23 protein-coding genes are annotated in these 21726 nt (G+C 46.3%); 18 read left to right on the top strand and 5 right to left on the bottom strand.

The window, feature by feature from the left end:
• Positions 1 to 130: 130 nt before the first annotated feature.
• Genes ACERC5_RS06640 through rsmD form a run of 3 tightly spaced genes read right to left on the bottom strand, consistent with a single transcriptional unit; the run spans position 131 to position 2190 of the window.
• Positions 131 to 1174 (bottom strand): SepM family pheromone-processing serine protease, encoded by a 1044-nt coding sequence (locus ACERC5_RS06640; RefSeq protein WP_373659205.1) that lies wholly within the window; start codon positions 1172 to 1174, stop codon positions 131 to 133.
• The gene (gene coaD / locus ACERC5_RS06635) at positions 1152 to 1652 is read right to left on the bottom strand and encodes a pantetheine-phosphate adenylyltransferase (protein WP_373660462.1); all 501 of its coding nucleotides are present in this window, start codon (positions 1650 to 1652) and stop codon (positions 1152 to 1154) included. The genes ACERC5_RS06640 and coaD overlap by 23 nt, the downstream gene beginning before the upstream one ends.
• Positions 1642 to 2190 carry a 16S rRNA (guanine(966)-N(2))-methyltransferase RsmD gene (gene rsmD, locus ACERC5_RS06630; RefSeq protein ID WP_373660475.1) on the bottom strand — a complete coding sequence of 183 codons (549 nt, stop codon included), beginning with the start codon at positions 2188 to 2190 and terminating at the stop codon, positions 1642 to 1644. Before rsmD ends, coaD begins: the two co-directional genes overlap by 11 nt.
• 165 nt (positions 2191 to 2355) lie before the next feature.
• Here rsmD and gltX point away from each other — a divergent pair, with 165 nt between their 5' ends.
• Positions 2356 to 3810 (top strand): glutamate--tRNA ligase, encoded by a 1455-nt coding sequence (gene gltX / locus ACERC5_RS06625; protein WP_373660461.1) that lies wholly within the window; start codon positions 2356 to 2358, stop codon positions 3808 to 3810.
• Positions 3811 to 3907: 97 nt separating this feature from the next.
• Positions 3908 to 5044, top strand: a complete 1137-nt coding sequence (locus ACERC5_RS06620) for an amidohydrolase (protein ID WP_373659200.1) — start codon at positions 3908 to 3910, stop codon at positions 5042 to 5044.
• A 213-nt stretch (positions 5045 to 5257) separates the two neighbouring features.
• Here ACERC5_RS06620 and ACERC5_RS06615 read toward each other — a convergent pair whose 3' ends face one another.
• Positions 5258 to 5818, bottom strand: a complete 561-nt coding sequence (locus tag ACERC5_RS06615) for a hypothetical protein (protein ID WP_373659199.1) — start codon at positions 5816 to 5818, stop codon at positions 5258 to 5260.
• A gap of 98 nt (positions 5819 to 5916) precedes the next feature.
• Between ACERC5_RS06615 and ACERC5_RS06610 the strand changes: the two genes are divergently transcribed.
• The 12 genes from ACERC5_RS06610 to ACERC5_RS06555 all read left to right on the top strand — a co-directional run bounded on the left by ACERC5_RS06610 (position 5917) and on the right by ACERC5_RS06555 (position 16664).
• Positions 5917 to 6153, top strand: coding sequence for a hypothetical protein (locus tag ACERC5_RS06610; protein ID WP_373659198.1), 237 nt, complete (start codon positions 5917 to 5919; stop codon positions 6151 to 6153).
• Positions 6154 to 6478: 325 nt separating this feature from the next.
• Positions 6479 to 6715: a hypothetical protein gene (locus ACERC5_RS06605; protein WP_373659197.1), complete on the top strand. Its 237-nt coding sequence runs from the start codon at positions 6479 to 6481 to the stop codon at positions 6713 to 6715.
• A 12-nt stretch (positions 6716 to 6727) separates the two neighbouring features.
• Positions 6728 to 7039, top strand: coding sequence for a hypothetical protein (locus tag ACERC5_RS06600; RefSeq protein ID WP_373659196.1), 312 nt, complete (start codon positions 6728 to 6730; stop codon positions 7037 to 7039).
• 90 nt (positions 7040 to 7129) lie between these two features.
• Complete coding sequence (locus ACERC5_RS06595) at positions 7130 to 7966, top strand: amino acid ABC transporter substrate-binding protein (RefSeq protein ID WP_373659195.1); 837 nt, start codon at positions 7130 to 7132, stop codon at positions 7964 to 7966.
• A gap of 151 nt (positions 7967 to 8117) precedes the next feature.
• Complete coding sequence (locus tag ACERC5_RS06590; RefSeq protein ID WP_373659194.1) at positions 8118 to 8981, top strand: MetQ/NlpA family ABC transporter substrate-binding protein; 864 nt, start codon at positions 8118 to 8120, stop codon at positions 8979 to 8981.
• Between the two features lie 88 nt (positions 8982 to 9069).
• Entirely contained in the window at positions 9070 to 10461 is a 1392-nt protein-coding gene (locus tag ACERC5_RS06585) for a M20/M25/M40 family metallo-hydrolase (RefSeq protein ID WP_373659193.1), read from the top strand.
• The gene (locus ACERC5_RS06580; protein WP_373659192.1) at positions 10436 to 11494 is read left to right on the top strand and encodes a methionine ABC transporter ATP-binding protein; all 1059 of its coding nucleotides are present in this window, start codon (positions 10436 to 10438) and stop codon (positions 11492 to 11494) included. The genes ACERC5_RS06585 and ACERC5_RS06580 overlap by 26 nt, the downstream gene beginning before the upstream one ends.
• A 22-nt stretch (positions 11495 to 11516) precedes the next feature.
• Complete coding sequence (locus ACERC5_RS06575; protein WP_373659211.1) at positions 11517 to 12209, top strand: methionine ABC transporter permease; 693 nt, start codon at positions 11517 to 11519, stop codon at positions 12207 to 12209.
• A gap of 144 nt (positions 12210 to 12353) precedes the next feature.
• On the top strand, positions 12354 to 13991 hold the full coding sequence (locus tag ACERC5_RS06570; RefSeq protein ID WP_373660460.1) for a GBS Bsp-like repeat-containing protein: 1638 nt from the start codon (positions 12354 to 12356) through the stop codon (positions 13989 to 13991).
• 265 nt (positions 13992 to 14256) lie between these two features.
• Positions 14257 to 15108, top strand: coding sequence for an S-adenosyl-l-methionine hydroxide adenosyltransferase family protein (locus tag ACERC5_RS06565; protein WP_373659190.1), 852 nt, complete (start codon positions 14257 to 14259; stop codon positions 15106 to 15108).
• 9 nt (positions 15109 to 15117) lie between these two features.
• A complete protein-coding gene (locus ACERC5_RS06560; RefSeq protein ID WP_373659189.1) occupies positions 15118 to 15666 on the top strand; it encodes an ECF-type riboflavin transporter substrate-binding protein in 549 nt (182 codons plus the stop codon).
• An 83-nt stretch (positions 15667 to 15749) separates the two neighbouring features.
• Entirely contained in the window at positions 15750 to 16664 is a 915-nt protein-coding gene (locus ACERC5_RS06555) for an aldo/keto reductase family oxidoreductase (protein WP_373659187.1), read from the top strand.
• 69 nt (positions 16665 to 16733) lie between these two features.
• Here the strand turns inward: ACERC5_RS06555 and ACERC5_RS06550 are convergent, their stop codons facing one another.
• A complete protein-coding gene (locus ACERC5_RS06550; RefSeq protein ID WP_373659186.1) occupies positions 16734 to 17693 on the bottom strand; it encodes an asparaginase in 960 nt (319 codons plus the stop codon).
• Positions 17694 to 17768: 75 nt separating this feature from the next.
• On the opposite strand from ACERC5_RS06550, the gene ACERC5_RS06545 reads away from it, so the two are divergent.
• From ACERC5_RS06545 to radA, 4 genes are all read left to right on the top strand, one after another.
• Positions 17769 to 19175 carry a Cof-type HAD-IIB family hydrolase gene (locus ACERC5_RS06545; RefSeq protein WP_373659185.1) on the top strand — a complete coding sequence of 469 codons (1407 nt, stop codon included), beginning with the start codon at positions 17769 to 17771 and terminating at the stop codon, positions 19173 to 19175.
• Between the two features lie 113 nt (positions 19176 to 19288).
• Entirely contained in the window at positions 19289 to 19732 is a 444-nt protein-coding gene (locus tag ACERC5_RS06540; RefSeq protein ID WP_373659184.1) for a dUTP diphosphatase, read from the top strand.
• A 2-nt stretch (positions 19733 to 19734) separates the two neighbouring features.
• A complete protein-coding gene (locus ACERC5_RS06535) occupies positions 19735 to 20223 on the top strand; it encodes a hypothetical protein (protein ID WP_373659183.1) in 489 nt (162 codons plus the stop codon).
• Positions 20216 to 21577, top strand: a complete 1362-nt coding sequence (gene radA, locus ACERC5_RS06530) for a DNA repair protein RadA (protein WP_373659182.1) — start codon at positions 20216 to 20218, stop codon at positions 21575 to 21577. Before ACERC5_RS06535 ends, radA begins: the two co-directional genes overlap by 8 nt.
• Positions 21578 to 21726: the final 149 nt, after the last annotated feature.

Here is a 21726-nt window from a genome sequence, read left to right as displayed (position 1 = left end):
TTTTTTAGAAAAATAGCAGAGCAAAAGATAGGAGACCTTGGGAGAGCTACTCTAGCTAGACTTGAAGTGCTAGAATTGACCAAAACGAAACAGGCTAGAACTCTTGTTCCAACCTGTTCAACCTTTTAAATCAATTCTTCTTGAGGTAGGCAATCGCATCTTGTACTGTCTTGACAGGGACGATGGTCATATCTGTCCCCAGTTCTTTGGCGGCTGAAAGAGCGTCTTCGTAATTACTCTTTAGGTTTGGAGCTGCTTGTTTTTCTTCAGCCGTCAGTTCCTTGGCAGAGACAAAGAAAATTTTTGCACCGATTTTATGGGCTGATGCTACTTTTTTATCAACCCCGCCAACCATACCAACTGTTCCGTCTGGTTCGATGGTACCAGTTCCAGCAATCACACGTCCCTTACGGAGGTCCTCATCAATCAGCTGGTCGTAGATGTCTAGTGTAAACATTAAACCTGCACTTGGACCACCGACGCCTGCTGTCGCAAAGTCAATAGGCACATCCGTTGACACTTCCGTATGGTCAACTAAACCAATACCAATCCCATTTTTCCCGTTTTTAAGCTTGATAATCTTGCCTTCGGCAGACAAGTTTTCTCCTTGACTGGTGTACTGAACAGTGACTTTATCACCTAAGGCTTGGCTACCGACGTAGTCAATCAATTCTTTTGAAGAGTTGAAGGTTTTACCGTTGATGCCAGTCACAGTATCTGCCAGATGCAGGATATCCTTAAACGTCGAGTCCTCATTGACATCCAAGACATAGACCCCTTTATAAGAAATAGTAACATCTTTACCTGCTAGTTTCAGGGCTTGGTGGATGGCTTCATTTTGAGACGTTTCCATGTAAAACTGGCTAATCCGCCAAAAATCTTCCTGGCTTTGTCCGCCAGTAGCTTCTTCTTCAGTGCTGACATCTGTAAATGGGGTCAACCAAGCGTAAAGCATCTGAGCGACTGTCGCACGACTGACTGTTACCGCAACAAAATTATAGGACCCATCATCGGTGTCTTCTTGGTCATTAACCGTCAGAACGGTCCGAATATCGTAAGCACCGCCAGGCATTTCCAAATAATAACCACCGATAGGGACAAAGACTGCATAAAATAGAGCGATTAAGGCTAGTGCAGGAACTAACCACCACTTATGCTTTTTTAGTTTTGCCATTGTTTTTCTCCATTTCTGTGATGATGTTGGCAGGAACGTAGCGGCTAATGTCCTGCTTAAAATGAATGAGCTCGCGCACTCGACTCGATGATAGATGACGATGCTCCGGTCGACTCAGCAAAAAAACAGTCTCTAGTTCTGGTGCCAATTGGTGATTAAAAACACTCAGATTTTCCTCATAAGCAAAATCTGTCGCATCGCGCAAGCCTCGTACCAAATGGGTCACACCGTACTGCCTTGCTACCTCGACAGCCAGCTGATTTTGGCTGGTAATCACCTTGACATTGGGCAAATCAGCCACTGCCTGCTCTAGCATGGTTAATCGCTGGTCAATTGGTAAAAAACCAACCTTATCTTGATTGTAAAAGAGACCAACGTAGAGCTGATCGAAGAGCTGACTGGCTCGCTCAATCACATCACGATGTCCCAAGGTCATGGGGTCAAAGGACCCTGTAAATAAACCGACTTTACCTGACATAGACCGTTACCTTACTGATTCCATAGATTTTTTGCTTCCAAATGCCAAACTGGCTAATCTCCTCTGGCAACTCCACCGATCGATCAGTCTCACAGACCAAAAGCACCCCATCAGCCAAAAGACCAACTTCCTCTAAGGAGGTGATGTCTGCCTCAATCTGCTCCGTGGCATAAGGCGGATCAAGCAAGACGAGATCAAAGCGCCCTTCAAGTTGCTTCATCGCCTGCTTGGCTGGCATTTTCAGCAGCGTAAACCGCTCAGGCTCTTTTGTCATAGCGATATTTTTTTGGATAATGGCTTGCGCTCCGCGGTCTCTCTCAACCAGCACAGCATCGTCCATACCGCGCGAAATCGCCTCGATGCCCAAACTGCCACTACCGGCATACAAATCCAAGACCCGACCCCCTTCAAAATAAGGACCAATCATATTAAATAGGGCGCCTTTTACCTTATCTGTCGTCGGTCTAGTCGTCTGACCAGCCAAAGTCTTGAGGGGCCTGCCCCCAAATCGTCCCGCAACAACTCTCATGCTGACTATTATAGCACAAGTCTTCTCACAGTCCAAGCCTCAGACGATGGGGTTCTTGCTCACTAATTGGGTCTACACACCTAACTCATCGTAAAAAACGACAATTCATTACTTCTTTTCTCTAAAATATGCTATAATGGAAGGTATTGACAAATGTACAGTTAGGAGACACCTATGTCCAAACCAATTCGTGTGCGCTATGCACCAAGTCCAACGGGTTTGCTTCATATCGGCAATGCCCGTACAGCTCTATTTAACTACCTTTACGCTCGTCACCACGACGGTACCTTTATCATCCGTATCGAGGACACCGACCGTGAGCGCCATGTGGAAGATGGTGAGCGTTCTCAGCTGGAAAATTTGCGGTGGCTGGGGATTGACTGGGACGAAAGCCCAGAAACTCATGACCAGTACAGACAGTCTGAGCGCTTGGCGATTTACCAACAATACGTCGATGAGCTCCTAGCAAAGGGATTGGCCTACAAGTCCTATGTGACCAAGGAAGAGCTGGAAGCAGAGCGGGAACGGCAAGAACAAGCTGGCGAGACACCGCGCTACATCAACGAGTATCTAGGCATGTCTGATGAGGAAAAAGCATCCTATGTAGCGGAGCGTGAAGCAGCTGGTATCGTGCCAACTGTGCGTCTAGCGGTCAATGAAGCAGGTATTTACAAGTGGACGGACATGGTCAAGGGTGATATTGCTATCGAGGGGAGCAATGTAGGTGGCGACTGGGTCATCCAGAAGGCTGACGGCTACCCGACCTACAACTTTGCGGTGGTAATTGACGACCATCTCATGGAGATTTCCCACGTTATCCGTGGAGACGACCACATCGCCAACACCCCTAAGCAGCTCATGGTTTACGAGGCTCTGGGTTGGGAAGCGCCCGAGTTCGGTCACATGACCCTCATCATCAACTCTGAAACGGGTAAAAAACTGTCCAAACGGGACACCAATACCCTGCAGTTCATCGAAGACTACCGCAAGAAAGGCTATTTGCCAGAGGCAGTCTTTAACTTCATCGCTCTCTTGGGCTGGAACCCCGGCGGTGAGGAGGAAATCTTCAGTCGTGAGGACTTTATCAAGCTCTTTGATGAGAACCGCCTGAGCAAGTCACCTGCGGCCTTTGACCAGAAGAAAATGGATTGGATGAGTGGGGAGTACATTAAGGCGGCAGACCTTGAGACCATCGTTGCCCTCTGCACACCCTACCTGGAAGCAGCAGGTCGCTTGACAGACAAGAGCGATAAACTCATCGCACTCTATAAGCCACAGTTGAGTTCAGCGGATGAGATTGTCGCGCTGACGAACCTCTTCTTTACGGACTTCCCAGCTCTCGGTGAGGCAGAAGCTGCCTTTATGGCAGGCGAGACCGTTCCGACGGTTCTAGCTAGCTTCAAGGAAAAAATAGCAGAGCTAGCAGACGCAGACTTTACACCAGAAACCATCTCCGCTCAGGTCAAAGCAGTGCAGAAAGACACTGGCGTCAAAGGTAAAAACCTCTTTATGCCCATTCGTATCGCTGTGTCTGGACAGATGCACGGTCCAGAACTACCCGACACCATCTACTTGCTAGGTAAAGAAAAAGCCCTTGCCCATATTGAACAAGTCTTGACTAGTCTTTAACAATCACACCTGCCTCTGAAAAGGGGCAGGTTTTTGGGTACCAAACGGCTGAAAAAATGATAGGATAGTAGTAAGAACATGCTTCCCAGAAAGGCTTATGATGACTGATTTTTACACCAAACTGACCCAAATCCGCCACTACCTCCACCAGCACCCTGAGGTGTCTGAGGAGGAGATTGCCACCACGGCTTTCTTGAGAGACCAGCTGACCCAGCTGGGTATTCGTATTCTGGACCTACCCTTGAAAACTGGCCTGGTGGCTGAGATTGGTCAGGGCTTGCCGATTATTGCCCTACGAGCTGATATTGATGCCCTGCCCATTGTCGAAAAGACTGCTCTGCCCTATGCTAGCCAGAACCAGGCTATGCATGCCTGCGGGCACGACATGCACATGACCAGCCTCTTGGGAGCAGCTCAGCTATTGCACCAAAACGAAAAGGACCTCAAGGGTACGGTGCGGCTGATCTTTCAACCGGCCGAGGAGGTGTCCAAGGGGGCCTACAGCGTGATTGCGGCGGGCGGTCTGGACGGGGTGTCCGCCATCATCGGCTACCACAACATGCCCCAGTTGCCGGTCGGGACCATCGGCCTGCGGTCCAAGGCCATCATGGCGGGCGTGGAGAAGTTTCGGGTGACCGTGACGGGTGACAGCAGCCATGCGGCCAAGCCTGAGATGGGTGTGGACGCGGTTCTGACCATCACCAGCATGGTCAACAACCTCCAAACCATCGTGTCTCGCACGGTGTCTGCCTTTGACCAGGCGGTCCTGTCCGTCACCCACATCAGCGTCGGCTCGACCTGGAACGTCCTGCCCAAGGAGGGCTTTTTCGAGGGCACCATTCGGACCTTCACCCCTGCCCTCAAGGCCCACCTGAGGGAACGCTTCACCACCATCGTCGAGACCACGGCTGCCCAGTTCGGGGCCACCGCCCACATCGACTGGGCCCAAACCCCTAGCGTGACCTACAACGACGAGGTCTTGACGCCACTTTTGATGGAAAATAGCAGCGCTTTTGCACCGGTTATGGAGGTGGACCCCATGTCCATTGGAGAAGACTTTGCCGCCTATCAGGAAGAGATACCAGGGGTCTTTGCCTTTATCGGTTCAAACGGTGATCCTGACGCCCCAGACCTCCACAGCGACCAATTTATCCTCAGTGACGACATGCTGCCAACAGCGGTGACCTACTATGTTGAGAGTGCTTTAATGTTATTGGATTATTTGGGGAACTAAAGAAGAGGTCAGGACAAAAAGATTTTGAGTTTTCGAAATCACATACCATTCCTCCTGTTAAAACAACAAAAGCAAAAAGACGAACAAAGAGAGGTTCTGGTTCTCAGAAATCCTTCTTTGTTCGTTTTTAATATTGGAGTTTGGACTTCTGTCCCACCTTCTTTACGATGATTGGAAATAAAAATACTATAGAACGCTACCAACGGTTGTTACTTACCAGTAAACAGGTGAGTAACGGGACCAATTATATTTTTTTACTGTATAGTTTCCTTGTGGCATCCAAGGACCACCGGTATATCGACGTTGAATTTGATATTCGGTATAGGTAATGTTTACTTGCAGGACAATGTTAGCATTTTTCCATGCTGGTACTGGATAACTTGCTCCATGACTAAGTCCTGCACTAACACCTTCCACACTAGCTCCGAGGGTTGACCCGATACTTACAGTTCCTCCATGAGGCCCTCCGTATACCGTTGTTGTCATGTGTTGAGAATTGACGGTTCGGGTGTACTGACGAATCTGAACGGTTCGTTGCTCGGTTGGGTTGTAATACCTTAAACTAATGCTTGATTTCTTCTGTTGCTCAATGAAGAAATTGCGACTAGCTTGGTTAGGAAACTCATAGAGGGCATTTTCGCTTTTGTTAAACAATTTTGTACTGGAGACAATTTCAAAGTCTGTGTTTGGAATTGTATTAGCATTGACAATAGGACTAGCAAATAAAGCAATACCGAGACTGATGATTGCGACTAAACTTTTGATAAATTTCATAAAAACTTTCCTTTCTAAACAGATTTTTTGGTAGCGTTCTCTACAATTTTATTGTATAATGATTAAGAGAAAAAGTCAATTAAAAAGAGGTGGTTGTCATGCTCAAACAAGGTATGTTATTTGTGACTTATAGCTTATCTAGTGTCATTTTGTTGGCGACGAGTTTGCTATTATTTCAATTGAGTCCGCCTTTGGCGACCTTTGATGAGGCATCAGGGGTTAGGGGCTTGATGTGGTTGCACCAGTTACCCAACTATGCTCTACCTTTACTTAGTCTTTTTCTAGCCCTTATTTTTGTTCTTAAAGCTGTTAAAGTAGCAAAAAACTGGAAATAAGGTTCAGTTGACGATGGTCAAGATTGGCCCTGTGAAGAGGTTTGGAACAATCGTGACCAGGCCTTTTACTGGAAGGAAGCAGCTGACTGGTCTGTCATTGAGACCCAGGTTGGTCAGGCTTTATCTGACTATCTGGCTCAATGTCAGTTTATGCATCACCTGACCGACTATCAGGCCCTGGCCTATGGCTTTGTAGATGGTGACCTGCACCGTCTCTACTAAGGTGTTCAAACCAGCCCTGGTGCTGGTTTTTTTCAATTCACAACCGATTTTGTTAGCGTTTTCTTTATTTTTTTGGTAAAATGAGGCTAAGGAGGTGTTTGTCATGTTCAAAGACATTATGTGTTTTGTGACCTACTTTATCTCAGCAGTCATTCTGCTGGCGACTAGCTTTATCATCTTCCACTTTGGGACGCCGAGTTTGCCGATGAGTGGAGACGGGACAGGTTTGGTTTTGATCTGGGTTTATTTTAGCCCTCGATTTCTCCTTCCTGTCACTAGTTTGGTGTTGAGTTTAATCTTCTTTAGAAAGGCTAGAAAATCTTATCAAAAATTGAGCTAGGAGGGACTTGTTATGAAGGGAAAATGGGAACTGGGGTCAGCTTTGCTTTACCTTGCCTTGGGTATCTTTTACGCGTTTTCCTCTCCAGGCTATGGTTTGGGTACGGTCATTTGGTGTGGCAATGGTGTGTTGCAATTGTCCTTATTTGCTTTGGCTAACGGTTGTAAAAAGCTGTCGCTAGGTCTTTTTGTCTGCGATGTGGTGAGCTGTTTATTGGTCAGCCTCAGCCTGGCTAACTGGTCTGGTTTTGCCATCAGCATCTGGTGCCTGGTCTTTCCGATTGTCCTGCTCAGCTATTGGCACCGCTATAAAAAAGAGGTGTGATAGATTTTGTCTATCACACCTATAAAATATCTCTACTAGGCAAAGTCCCTAGTTCGTGATAGACTAGGACAATAGAAATGGAGGACAATTATGAACATTAAATCAATCTTTAAAGCGGGAATGCTTGCCTTGGCATCAGGCTTGCTTTTGGTTGCTTGTGGCACAAAATCAGCCGACACAACACCAGCGAGTTCTGCTGCCAACAAAAAAACGGTGACTTTGGCAACTGTCGGCACAACCAAACCATTCTCTTTTGAGAAAGATGGCGAATTGACTGGCTATGACATCGAAGTTGCAAAAGCTGTTTTTGAAGGCAGTGACTATGACGTGACATACCAAAAAACAGAATGGTCATCTATCTTCGCTGGTCTAGACTCAGACCGCTACCAAATCGGTGCCAATAACATCAGTTACAGCGATGAGCGGGCAGAAAAATACCTTTACTCTGCACCAATTGCTACTAACCCGCTGATTTTGGCAGTCAACAAAAACTCAGGCATCAAGAGCTATGCAGACATCGCAGGAAAATCAACACAAGTCGTGCAAGGAACTGCGACTGCTGATATGCTTCAAAAATATAATGAAGCCAACCCAGATAAGCAAACGACAATTGAGTTTACCAAAGAAAATATCGCCCCAATCCTCTTAAACTTGGATAACGGCAAGTATGACTACAAAATTTTTGAAACACAGTCTGTGAAGACGATTGTTGAAGAGCAAGGTCTGAATAACATTGAAATTCTTGAACTTGACCTTGACACTGCACAAAAACCTTATGTCTACTTCCTCTTTGGTAAGGAAGAAACTGAACTTCAAGCCTTTGCGAACAAGCGTATCAAAGAACTTTACGAAGATGGCACCCTTGAAAAACTCTCACAAGAGTTCCTTGGAGGAAGCTACCTGCCAGAGGCTGCTGATATCAAGTAAGATTTATGTCCCTGTTGCCGAGATAGTGCAGGGACTTTTTAGTAATCCGTTATAGTTTAAAACTATAACCAGTCCTAAAATTTAACAATTTGTCAAGTCTTCTGTTTTATGGCATACTAGATACAGTTTTGAAAAGAAAGAGGAAACAAACATGAAAAAAGCGATTAAATTTGCAGGATTAAGCTTGGCTGCTGCTACCTTATTGGCGGCTTGTGGTGCTAAGTCAGAAAACTCAGCAACCGATAAAGAGGCTGAAAAAGTCTTGACCGTTGGTGTGATGTCAAAATCAGACTCTGATGTTGCCCGTTGGGAAGCCATTGAAAAGGCGCTCCAAGCGGATGGCATCACCTTAAAATACAAGGAGTTTACCGATTATTCCCAGCCAAACAAGGCTTTGGCTGATGGCGAGGTCGACATCAACGCTTTCCAACACTACAACTTCTTGGATAACTGGAACACTGAAAACAAGGAAGAACTTGAAGTCATCGCTGAAACCTATATCAGCCCGATTAACCTCTTCTCTGGTACCGCAGATGGCAAAGCCAAGTACAAATCAGTCAGCGAACTCCCAGATGGTGCGACGATTGCTGTACCAAACGACCCAACCAACGAAAGTCGTGCCCTCTACGTGCTTGAAGCAGCAGGCTTAATCAAACTCGATGTGTCTGGAACTGAGTCAGCGACTATCGCCAATATCAAGGACAATCCTAAGAAATTATCCATCAAAGAAGTTGATGCCAGCCAAACCGCACCAGCCCTCCCATCTGTTGACGCAGCTGTTATCAACAACAGCTATGCTGTTCCTGCTGGTGTTGATTACGCCACCTCTCTCTATAAGGAGCAAGCAAGTGACGAGGCAGCCAAGCAATGGATTAACATCCTAGCTGGTCAAAAAGATTGGACTAAATCTGACAAAGCTGACTTGATTAACAAATTAGTCAAAGCTTATCACACTGATGAGATTAAGGCGATTATCGCAGAAACATCAAACAATGTTGATGTTCCCGTTTGGTAAGAACACAATTATCTTGCACGATACAGCAGGCTTGGACTCAGTCCCAGCCTCTTGTCGTTTAACCAACCCAGCCCAGAAAGGATAGGAAATGACCACTACAGCTTCTCAAAAAGAGCTACAAGCATTTGAACAAGACGAGACCACTCAGTTTTACATGGATGTCTTGCGAACGCTCATCTCTAAAAAATCGATTTTTGCCCAGCAGGTTGGTCTAAAGGAAGTCGCCACCTATTTAGCAGAGGTTTTTGAAGATAGCGGCGCTGATGTTCTGGTTGATGACCGCTATACAGCTCCCTTTGTTTTGGCTAAATTTAAAAGTCCTCATCCCGATGCTAAGACGATTATCTTTTATAACCATTATGATACCGTGCCAGCAGACGATGACCAGCCTTGGACTTCTGACCCCTTCACCTTGACCATTCGCCAGGGATACATGTACGGTCGCGGGGTCGATGATGACAAGGGACACATCACATCCCGTCTAACAGCTGTCAAAAAATACCTCAATGAGGTCGGTGACCTGCCTGTAAATGTCATTTTCATCATGGAAGGTGCGGAAGAATCAGCTTCTGTTGACTTAGAGCATTATTTAGAGACTTACCATAACCAACTGGTACCAGCAGACTTGCTAATCTGGGAGCAGGGCATCAAAAACAGTCGGAACCAGCTTGAAATCACTGGGGGTAATAAGGGAATTGTAACGTTTGATTTGTCTATCCAGTCAGCTGATGTTGACATTCATTCCAAGTATGGAGGGGTCATCGAATCTGCCAGCTGGCGACTGCTGGCTGCTCTTCAGAGCATGCGTGCAACTGATGGTCGCTTGTTGATCGATGGGATTTATGACCACGTTCTACCGCCTAACCAGCGCGAGCTAGACCTAGTGAAACAGTACGCACTGGATAATCCTAAGGAACTACAAGACATCTACGGCTTGACCCTTCCCACCCTAGTGACTGAGCAGGAAGCATTTTTGAGACGCTACTTTTTTGAACCATCGTTGACCATTGAAGGCTTAACATCAGGCTATCAGGGACAAGGGGTGAAAACCATTTTGCCCTCAACTGCCTCAGCTAAGATGGAGATACGCTTGGTTCCTGGTCTGACACCAGAGTACGCCCTTGCTTGTGTTGAGAACCATTTGCAAAAGCTCGGCTTTTCCGACATCCTCGTCACCTATACTCTAGGGGAAGAAAGCTACCGTAGCGACCTGTCAGCACTTGCCATCTTACGCTTGATTGAACTGGCCAAAGCTCAATCGCCAGCCGGAGTATCTGTCTTGCCAACCTCAGCAGGAACAGGTCCCATGCACAAGGTACATAGTCGTCTAGGTGTGCCAATTGCTTCTATCGGTATCGGACACCCTAATAGTCGTGACCATGGCGGGGATGAGAATGTTCGTCTGGTGGACTACTATAGTCATATCCAATTAGTTAAGGAGTTAATCGCAAGTTATGAGTCATCCAATTATTGCTCTTGAGCACATTGATATTACCTTTCATCAAAAAAACAAAAAAATCGACGCTGTCAAAGATGTCAGCGTCCATATAAAGCAAGGGGATATCTATGGTATCGTCGGTTATTCTGGCGCAGGCAAATCAACCCTTGTCAGAGCCATCAACCTCCTACAAGTTCCTAGTGCTGGACAAGTAACTGTGGATGGGGATATCCTTTTTGCAGATGGAAAAGTTCAGCTCTCATCTGCTGACTTGCGTAAGAAGCGTCGCAATATCAGCATGATTTTCCAGCACTTTAACCTGATGGCACAAAAAACAGCACGGGAGAATGTGGCTTTTGCCCTCAAGCACTCGCCATTAACCAAAGAAGAACGAGCAAAAAAAGTTGATGACCTCCTAACCTTGGTTGGTTTGGCAGAACGTGCAGACAGCTACCCTGCTCAGTTATCAGGCGGTCAAAAGCAGCGGGTCGCTATTGCGCGAGCTCTAGCAAATGACCCTAAAATCCTAATTTCTGACGAATCGACTTCTGCTCTCGACCCTAAAACAACCAAGCAAATCCTCTCTCTCCTACAGGAACTCAACCAGAAATTGGGACTAACCATTGTCATTATTACCCATGAAATGCAGATTGTCAAAGACATCTGTCACCGTGTCGCTGTTATGCAAAATGGTGAGCTTATTGAGGAAGGAACGGTTTTAGACATCTTTTCTCATCCCAAACAGGATTTGACCAGAGACTTTATCAAAGTCGCTACTGGCATTGACGAAGCTCTGGCTAAGATTTATCAACAAGAGATTGTCAAAAATCTGCCTGCTCAATCAGCTCTCGTCCAACTCAAGTATGCTGGTCAGATGACAGATGAGCCTGTCCTAAACGACATCGACCGTCGTTATCAAGTGACGTCGAATATCCTTTATGGTAATATCGAGATTCTGGACGGTGTTCCTGTTGGGGAGCTGGTCGCTGTGCTAACTGGTGAGAAACTAGACCAAGCGCTCTTGGCCTTGGAAGCTTCTGGTATCACTGCTGTCATTTTGAAAGGACGTGTGTAATATGCTATCATTTCTACAACCAATCGCTCAGCTCATCGAAACCTATCTCCCAAACGTCTATAAACTAGGCTGGTCTGGCGATGCTGGCTGGGGCATGGCTATTTATAACACCCTCTACATGACCTTGATTCCATTTATTATCGGTGGGATTGCCGGGCTCCTCGGGGGGCTGTTCCTCGTTTTGACTGCTCCTGGCGGTGTTTTGGAACACCGTGGTATTCATTTTATCTTGGATAAAATTGCTTCTATCTTCCGTGCTATTCCCTTTATTATTCTCTTGGCAATTTTAGCCCCTCTGACCCGTCTGTTGATTGGAACCACTCTTGGATCTGATGCTGCTAATGTTTCCCTATCGGTCGCTGTTTTTGCCTTTTTCCTAAGGCAGGTTCAAGTGGTCATGGCAGAGCTGGACAAGGGTGTCATCGAAGCCGCACAAGCCTCTGGAGCAACAACATGGGACATCATCTGGGTCTATTTGAGCGAAGGGTTACCTGACCTTATTCGTGTCTCAACCGTCACCTTGATTTCCTTGGTCGGTGAAACTGCTATGGCTGGCGCTATCGGGGCCGGAGGGCTTGGTAATACTGCCATTTCTTATGGTTATAACCGCTTTAACCAAGACGTGACTTGGATTGCCACTCTCTTGATTCTACTCTTGATTTTTAGTATCCAGTTTTTAGGTGACTTTCTGACCAGAAAGATAAGCCATAAATAAAAATTTATAAAAACTCTTCATAAAATTATTATTTTCAAGTCAATTCACGAATAAAAAACTATAAAGCAAGTAGCATGATTAATGGTTGTATGCTATAATAAGTCCAGGAGGATGATCATGAAAAATTAACGCAAGAAGTTCTACTTGACAATTCCTGTTTTTCTGGGAATGCTATTGGCTTCTGGTAAAGTAGCTGCTAATGAAACATCTGTAGAGCAACCACCCGTACCCCCAACCACCGAACCCTCTCAGGCAACAACTATAACGCCTGCTGAATCAAGTACTGTTAGTGAGACGACACCTACGGCCGAAGCTAGTCTTGCTATTGCAGTTCGTGCTGCTGTTGAGACCAGCGCAACTACTCCTGCTTCCCAAGTGTCAGAGGAAAGTGTACCAGCTAGTGGGACTTATACCTTTACTGAGCGAGTTGGGGTCAAGAGCGAGCCTAAGATGTCAGCACCAGACCGAGACTACTACACTGCAGGTGAAAAAGCCAACTATGACAAAACTGTCGAGAACGACAACCATCTGTGGATCAGTTACGTCAGCTACTCTGGCAGTCGTAGTTATGTCCCTGTAAAAGATTTAGGACCATCAACTTCCTCAACACCTACTGAAACAGTCAAACCCGTTGCCGAGAAGGCACCTGCCAAGGTCGAAGTGGTCGGCTACGACGAGTATAAAACCAACTTTACCATCAAGGGCACAGGCACACCTGACACCAAACAGATTGCCCATGTGCGCGCTGCGGTGTGGTCGGCAGACAAGGGACAAGATGACCTCAAATGGTACGAGCCTAAAGTCGTTAACAACCAGGCAAGTGCTACCGTAGACATCGCTAACCACTCAAATACTTCTGATAAGTACACCGTCCATGTCTACACCACCTATACTGATAATCAGACAGTAGGAACAAATTTAGGTGCTTTTGAAGTGATTAAGCCTGAACCTAAGCTGGCAACAATTGAAGTTCAAGACTATCAAGAAAATAAAACCTATTTCACTGTAAAAGTGACAGGCTACGAGAACTCCAAGGAGGTTAAAGATGTCCGAGTCGCTATTTGGTCAAAAGATAAAGGGCAAGATGACGTCAAATGGTATACTCCAGAGGTTACAAATAACCGAGCAGCAGCAACAATTAGTATTGCCAACCATTCCAATGCTTCAGATCAATACACTGTGCATGTTTATACAACCTACTCAGATGGTAGCACAATTGGAACAGATGCAGGAACTTTTAACATTAAAAAACCTAATCTTGCTACTATTTATGGAACAGACCAAGTGAATAGCGTCTCTGATAGCATCAAAAAGGTTCTTCAGATTGCAGGTGATTTACTCGGTGTTGAAATTGGCGGAGCAGCCCACAAGAAAATCGTTGACGACTACAATGCTGTTTCACCACTACCTGTTGGCTACAAAGTCGCCTATGATGACGATTGGTGCGATGTATTTACTACTGTTGTCTTCCAACGTACAGGCTTATCACACCTGATTGGTCGTGAGTGTGGCGTTGAGCGACACACCAAGATTTTTAAATCTTTGGGTATTTGGAACGAAGATGGTTCAACCACACCTAAGACCGGTGATATCATCACCTTTAACTGGGATCAAAACTATCAAGCTAATGACGGTTTTGCCGATCATATTGGTATTGTTACTCACGTTCAAGACGGTATCATTCATACCATTGGAGGAAATAACGACCAGCAGGTTCGTCGTAGGACATATAAAATTGGTCATGGTAATATCCGAGGACTTGCGCGACCAAACTACAGCTAAGAGTATAACTTTGCCGAATATGCTAAAATCGGCTCTTTGTCAACTGTAGTGGGTTGACCCACTTAACACCGAGAGAGGACAGTACTTGTTTTCTCTGTTTTTGTTGATTGTCTAAATGGTATTTTATACCAATACCCATTAGGATAAGGAGGCAACATCAACTAGAGCGTTATAGCTAAAAACTATAGCTTCTTCTAGTTTTTTTCTATTATCCAAATGTAAAAATCTATGATAAAATAAAAGCTCACAGCAAGAAAGGAGACTTATGTCAAACAATCTATTAGTCCTGCAATCGGACTTTGGGCTGGTGGACGGAGCGGTATCTGCCATGATTGGCGTTGCTTTGCAAGAAGAGCCAACACTTGGTGTCCATCACCTGACTCACGATATCACCCCCTACAATATCTTTGAAGCGTCCTACCGCCTCTTTCAAGCCATCGAGTACTGGCCTGAAGGCACGACTTTTGTGTCTGTCGTTGACCCTGGCGTTGGCTCCAAGCGCAAGAGCGTGGTGGCACTGACAGCAGCTAACCAGTACATCGTCACCCCTGACAATGGTACCCTGTCCTACATCAAAAAGCACGTTGGCATTCAGGCGGTGCGTGAGATTTCTGAGGTGGCCAATCGCCGAGCAAACACCGAGCACTCCTATACCTTCCACGGGCGGGATGTTTACGCTTATACAGGTGCCAAGCTGGCCAGTGGTCACATCAGTTTTGAGGAGGTTGGACCAGAGTTGTCTGTCGATGACATCATCGAATTGCCAGTAGTTGAAACGGTAGTTGACAGCAACCTCGTACGCGGTGCCATCGACATCTTAGATGTTCGTTTCGGTTCGCTCTGGACGTCGATCACACGTGAGGAGTTCTACAGTCTCTCCCCAGAGTTTAATGACCGCTTTGAAGTGACCATCTATAACAACGACATGCTGGTCTACCAAAATCAAGTCACCTACGGCAAATCCTTTGCGGATGTTCGCATCGGTCAGCCGATTATCTACATCAACTCCCTCTACCGAGTTGGTCTGGCGATTAACCAAGGTTCCTTTGCCAAGGCTTATAATGTTGGCGTAGGTCCTCAGTGGCATATTGAACTTAAAAAACTTGAAAACAATTAGGAGAATGTTATGAAAAACAATACTATCAAAACCATCGTTGCCGCAGGAATCGGCGCGGCTTTATTCTTAGTCATCGGTATGGTCATCAATATCCCAACCCCAGTGCCTAATACCAGTATCCAGTTGCAGTATGCTTTGCAGTCCTTATTAGCAATCTTGTTTGGACCTTTGGCAGGTTTCTTTTTAGGATTTATCGGTCACACTCTCAAGGATGCCATGGCTGGTTATGGTCTCTGGTGGTCTTGGATTTTGCCGAGCGGACTCTTTGGTCTGGGACTCGGTCTGTTGAAAAATCAATTTAAGATTGAGCAAGGCATTTTTACCACAAAAGATGCGATTCGCTTTAATATCGCTCAGTTGATTTTGAATGTCCTCGTTTGGGGCGTGGTGGCACCAGTTGGTGACATTCTTTTCTACGCACAACCAGCTGAGAAGGTTTTTGCCCAAGCCCTTATGGCTGGTTTAGCCAATGCCTTTACAGTGGCTATCGGTGGGACGCTTTTACTGTCTATCTATGCGAAAACCCGTACCAAGTCAGGTAGCTTATCCAAAAATTAAGAACGTTGAGCCCAGAGAAAGATTCTTCTGGCGCTCTTTTTGTTCTATCTGGTATAATAGATAAAGATAAAGGAGGACTAGATATGTTACAACCCATTGGACAAACAAATTTGCAAGGCTCACGCGTAGCGCTTGGGTGCATGCGCATGGCCAGCTTAGATATTGAACAGGCTATGACTGTTCTGACTGCTTGTCAAGAGCTGGGCATCAATTTTTTTGACCATGCTGACATTTATGGTGGTGGTGAGTCGGAACGCCGTTTTGCTCAAGCTCAAAAAGCCCTTGGTATCAAGCGAGAAGAAATGATTCTTCAATCTAAATGTGGTATCCGCAGAGGCTTCTTTGATTTTTCAAAAGACCATATTTTTTCTTCTGTCGATGGGATATTAGAGCGCCTTGAAACAGATTATTTGGATATTTTAGCCCTGCACAGACCTGATACGCTCATGGAGCCTGAGGAGGTTGCGGAAGCTTTTTACCAACTCAAAAAAGCAGGAAAGGTGAAACATTTTGGGGTCAGCAATCAGAACCCTCAACAGATGGCTCTCTTGCAAGCTTATCTTGATGAGCCTTTAGCGGTCAACCAACTGCAGCTCTCTCCAGCGCATACACCGATGATTGATAGTGGGCTTAATGTCAATATGCTCAATCAAGCTGGTGTTAATCGTGATAACGGGGTGCTAGAGTATTGCCGCCTCAACAAGGTGACGATTCAGGCTTGGTCACCATTCCAAGTTGATTTGGCAAAAGGTGTTTTCTTTAATCATCCAGATTATCAGGACCTCGTGGCAACGCTTGACCAATACGCCCAGCAGTTTGGTGTGTCGCGTGAAGCTATGGTTGTTGCATGGATTCTTCGCCATCCTGCACAGATGCAGGTCCTCATTGGGTCGATGAATCCTGACCGTATCGCTAACATGATGCAAAGTAAGTATGTTGACTTATCACGTGAGGACTGGTATGCCATTTACCGCAGTGCAGGCAATGTGTTGCCTTAATCCTCAAATCAGTTGAACAACAAGAAACAGTCAATCCCCAGATGTCATGCCTCTGGGGGGATTGACTGTTTAGACTTCGATATAGTCTCTTAATGCCTGACCAGACAGCCCTGCATTGATAGCAATGAGTAATTTCAAGCGAGCTTTCTGCGCATTGAGTTCTTTGACGAAAAGGACTCCTTTGCCAGCAAGTTCTACCCCACCGCCTTCATAACCGTAAACAGGTTCTGCGATGCCGTTGAAACAACGAGATACCAAAACGATGGGAATTTGTCTTTGCAATAGCTTGTCAAGCTGTCGGCTAGCTTCTGGTGGTAGGTTCCCTGCCCCCATAGCCTCAATCACCACGCCTGATACTTGGTCAGGATCCAGCAAGCTAAAGAGCTCACCAGTCATGCCTGCATAGGCTTTAATAATAGGGACAAGCCCTTTGACCTGTTTGAGGTCAAAGCGGACACGCTGTTCAGCTGCTTTGAAAAAGAGGATATCATGTTTCATGATGACCCCCAACGGACCATGGGTCGGTGTTTGAAAAGTTGAAACATTGGTGGTATGAGTTTTAGTCACATATTTTGCTGCATGGATTTCATCATTCATCACCACTAAGACACCCTTGTCAGCACTCTTGTCATGACTGGCAACCCGCAGGGCACTGAGAAAGTTATAAACCCCATCGCTGCCGAGTTCGTTTGAACTGCGCATGGCACCTGTCAACACGATAGGAATCTGCGGTATCGCCATGGTATCAAGGAAATAAGCCGTCTCTTCCAAGGTATCTGTGCCGTGGGTAATCACAACTCCGTCAATCTGCTCTGCCATTTCTCTAATTAAGCCATAAAGCTGAATCATATGGTCACAAGTGATATGGGGGCTGGGCAAATGAAAGGGCTCACGGTTAATCAACTCAATCCCCTCTAAAGACGGGCTGACCTCTAGCATGGGATTGACTGCTTCGGGGCGGATCTGACCTGAGCTATCGGCAGTCATGGAAATAGTCCCACCAGTATGAATGACGAGTATTTTTTTCATGAAAAATGGTTACGCTTTCTACTAAAATGTGCTATACTTAATTGTAACATATCATTGAGAGAAAGGTGGCGAATTTTGGCGATAAAAGCAGTATTTTTTGATATTGATGGCACGCTGATGACAGATACCAAACGGGTACAAAAATCAACGGTCAAGGCCATCAAAGAGCTGAAAAACCAGGGGATCCTAGTGGGTCTAGCAACAGGACGAGGTCCAGCCTTTGTCGCTCCTTTCATGGAGAATTATGGTCTTGATTTTGCGGTGACCTATAACGGTCAGTATGTGCTGACCCGAAATGAGGTCATCTATGCCAATCCCTTACCTAAATCAACAGTTTTCAAACTCATGTCTTATGCCCAAAAAAGGCGCATGGAGGTGTCTTTGGGAACAGCTTCTGGTTTAGTCGGCTCTGGTTTGATTCACTTGGGCACCAGCTCAAAAGCACAGGTTCTCAGCCATATCATTCCCAAACAGTGGGCTAAGGCAGTTGAGCGCAGCTTTAAGCACATTTTCCGTCGTCTGAGGCCACAAAACTATGATAAATTAACCCTGCTCGCCCGTGAAACGATTTTCCAGATTGTGGTCGTAGCGACAACTGATAAAACAGCTGAGCTGGAACAGGCTTTCCCAGAAATCACTATCACCAGAAGCAGTTCTTATTCTGCTGATTTAATCAGTAAAGGGCAATCCAAACTACGAGGGATTTGTCGCTTGGCGGAGCATTTTGATTTTGATTTGTACGAAGTTATGGCTTTTGGAGATTCTGACAACGATATGGAAATGTTATCCAGTGTCGGTGTTGGTGTTGCCATGGGAAATGCCCAAGCAACTCTAAAGGCTATTGCACATCATATCACCTCAGACAACAACACCAACGGTATCGCCAAGGCGCTGTGGCATTATGGGCTGATTCAACTGGAAGAGGGCGAACATTTTCGTTCAGCGGATGACAATTTTAACAAGGTTAAAGCTTTCCACCAGATGGTTGATGGGATGACGCACGAAATGCCTAGGCTCTACCAGCTGACTGAAGCTGGGCATCGAGCTGACTTTATGATAGAAGAACTGGTGGAGTTTCTCCATGCCAGCAGCCAGGGAGATGAAGTAGCCTTTGATGCTGCAGTCGCTGATCTACACAAGGCTTTAGAACGAGCGACCGATAAGGTGAAAAAAACGTCTCAAACCAGCTCACCTCTTGTTGGTCAAGTTGATGCTCTGGCTGACTTGCTCTATTTGACCTACGGCTCCTTCGTCTTGATGGGAGTCGACCCTAAGCCTATCGTTGACACTATTCATGCGGCCAACATGGGAAAAATTTTTCCTGATGGTCAAGTGCATCGTGACCCAATAACCAATAAGGTACTCAAGCCAGATGATTGGCAGGAACGTTGTGCTCCTGAACCAGCCATCAAAAAAGAACTAGATAGACAGATGCAAAAGGCACTGAAGCATCAATCCCGAACAGGGAAACAGCAAAAATAAGAGGCAGACTTCTCAAATCCTATGGAGACATGAACGTCTGTCTCTCTTTTTGCAATTTTTTTGCGAATACCTTATAATGGATAACAATGAAGACCAATCAAAAAGGAGTAGGCATGAACACACGTGGATTTGAGTTAGTCAGCTGTTTTACTGATGAGACCCTTTTGCCCAAACGCGAAACCGCCCACGCGGCAGGTTATGACCTAAAAGCGGCAGAGACAACCGTCATTGAGGCAGGGGAAATTGTATTGGTCCCTACAGGGGTCAAGGCTTATATGCAGGCAGGCGAGGTGCTGTATCTCTATGATCGCTCGTCCAATCCTCGCAAGAAAGGCTTGGTCTTGATTAACTCGGTCGGGGTCATTGACAGCGATTACTATGGCAATCCAGCCAATGAGGGACACATCTACGCCCAGATGAAAAATATCACTGACCAGACTGTGACCGTTGAAGCGGGCGAGCGTATTGTGCAAGCAGTCTTTGCGCCCTTTTTACTGGCAGACGGTGATGTGGCGACAGGTCAGCGAACAGGCGGTTTTGGTAGTACAGGAGATTAGTGATGCAAACGATGCCCTTTCAGCCTCAGGCTTGTCAAGGCTATCATACAATCTTTCAAAGAGGTATCGGTGGCTTCCTATACTTGGGATTTTTGCCCGATGGCGACAGACTTCTCTGTATTTCAAGTCAATACCTCTCACTCATTAACTTGCTAACTGGTGAGGTTCGAGAGATTGATGGCGACTATGATGAGGAGTCTCTCTTGGCTTATGGTGAGGGTATGGCACAGCCTATTGACATTGTAGGACAGACTGGCGGATCCTTACCTTTGACCAACCAAGAAGAGGTAACTGTTTCTGCCTCTATTGATAGCACAGGAGCTTATCCGATTTGTTCGATAGTTTGGCAAATAGCAGAGCAGCCGCCTTACTTGATATTTGAATCTTATCTCCCCTATGTTTATGGCTTTAGCCCGGATGGGAGATACTATGTTCATGCTGATGACGGTGGCTTAACCGTTTTACGAAAAAAGGAGGAGTCGAGTGGCTAAGAAAAAATCGACCTTTATTTGTGAGGCCTGTGGTTACCATTCACCAAAGTATCTAGGACGGTGTCCTAATTGCTCCAACTGGGCTTCCTTTGTGGAAGAAGTTGAGGTAGCCAAGGTCAAAAATGCCCGTGTCAGCTTAACAGGCGAAAAAACCAAGCCTGTCAAGCTCAACCAAGTCACCTCAAGCACGGTCGACCGCACTAAGACTGACATGGAAGAATTCAACCGTGTACTGGGTGGAGGGGTTGTGCCTGGCAGCCTCGTCCTCATCGGTGGCGACCCTGGGATCGGTAAGTCGACCTTGCTCCTCCAAGTCTCCACCCAGCTGGCCAGCAAGGGCACCGTACTCTACGTCTCTGGGGAGGAGTCTGCAGAGCAGATTAAGCTGAGGAGCGAGCGTTTGGGCGACATAGACAACGAGTTTTACCTCTATGCCGAAACTAATATGCAGAGCATCCGAGCCGAAATCGAGAAGCTCCAGCCAGATTTTTTGATTATCGACTCCATCCAAACCATCATGAGCCCAGATGTAGGGAGCGTTCAGGGCTCTGTCTCTCAGGTGCGTGAGGTGACGGCAGAACTGATGCAGCTGGCTAAGACCAATAACATCGCGACCTTTATCGTGGGGCATGTGACCAAGGAAGGGACACTGGCTGGACCACGGATGCTGGAGCACATGGTGGACACCGTGCTCTATTTTGAAGGGGAGCGCCAGCACACCTTTCGGATCCTGCGGGCGGTTAAAAACCGCTTTGGCTCGACCAATGAAATCGGCATTTTTGAGATGCAATCAGCTGGACTGGTCGAAGTTCTCAACCCCAGTCAAGTCTTTCTGGAAGAGCGCCTAGACGGGGCGACAGGCTCTGCGATTGTCGTGACCATGGAAGGAACGCGACCAATCCTAGCGGAAGTGCAGGCTCTAGTGACCCCAACTGTTTTTGGCAATGCCAAGCGCACCACCACTGGACTAGACTTTAACCGTGTCAGCCTGATCATGGCGGTGCTGGAGAAGCGTTGTAACCTGCTTTTGCAAAATCAGGATGCCTACCTCAAGTCGGCAGGCGGTGTCAAGCTAGATGAGCCTGCTATCGACCTGGCTGTTGCTGTCGCCATTGCTTCCAGCTACAAGGACAAGCCGACGGACCCGCAAGAGTGCTTTATCGGGGAAATCGGTCTAACCGGTGAAATCCGTCGGGTCAACCGCATCGAGCAGCGGATTAACGAGGCTAGCAAGCTCGGCTTCACACGAATCTATGCCCCCAAAAATTCCTTGACAGGGCTCAAATTGCCCAAGGGAATTGAGGTTATCGGAGTCATGACGGTCGGTGAAGTGCTGAAAAAAGTATTTAGCTAAGATAAAAAAGACCTCGCAAGGTCTTTTTTTGGCTCTATAATTTCTGTAGTGGGTAAATCCACCATGGAGATTATAGAGCCTTTTGAGTGTAGAAAAAAAGTTCCATATGACCTACAATGAAAAGTGCTTAAACAACTCATTAGAAAGAC

The organism is Streptococcus sp. E24BD (assembly GCF_041807825.1).
Taxonomy (GTDB): Bacteria; Bacillota; Bacilli; order Lactobacillales; family Streptococcaceae; genus Streptococcus; species Streptococcus entericus.
The sequence above is the reverse complement of the archived record's forward strand: the minus strand, read 5'-3'. Positions and strand labels throughout refer to the sequence as shown.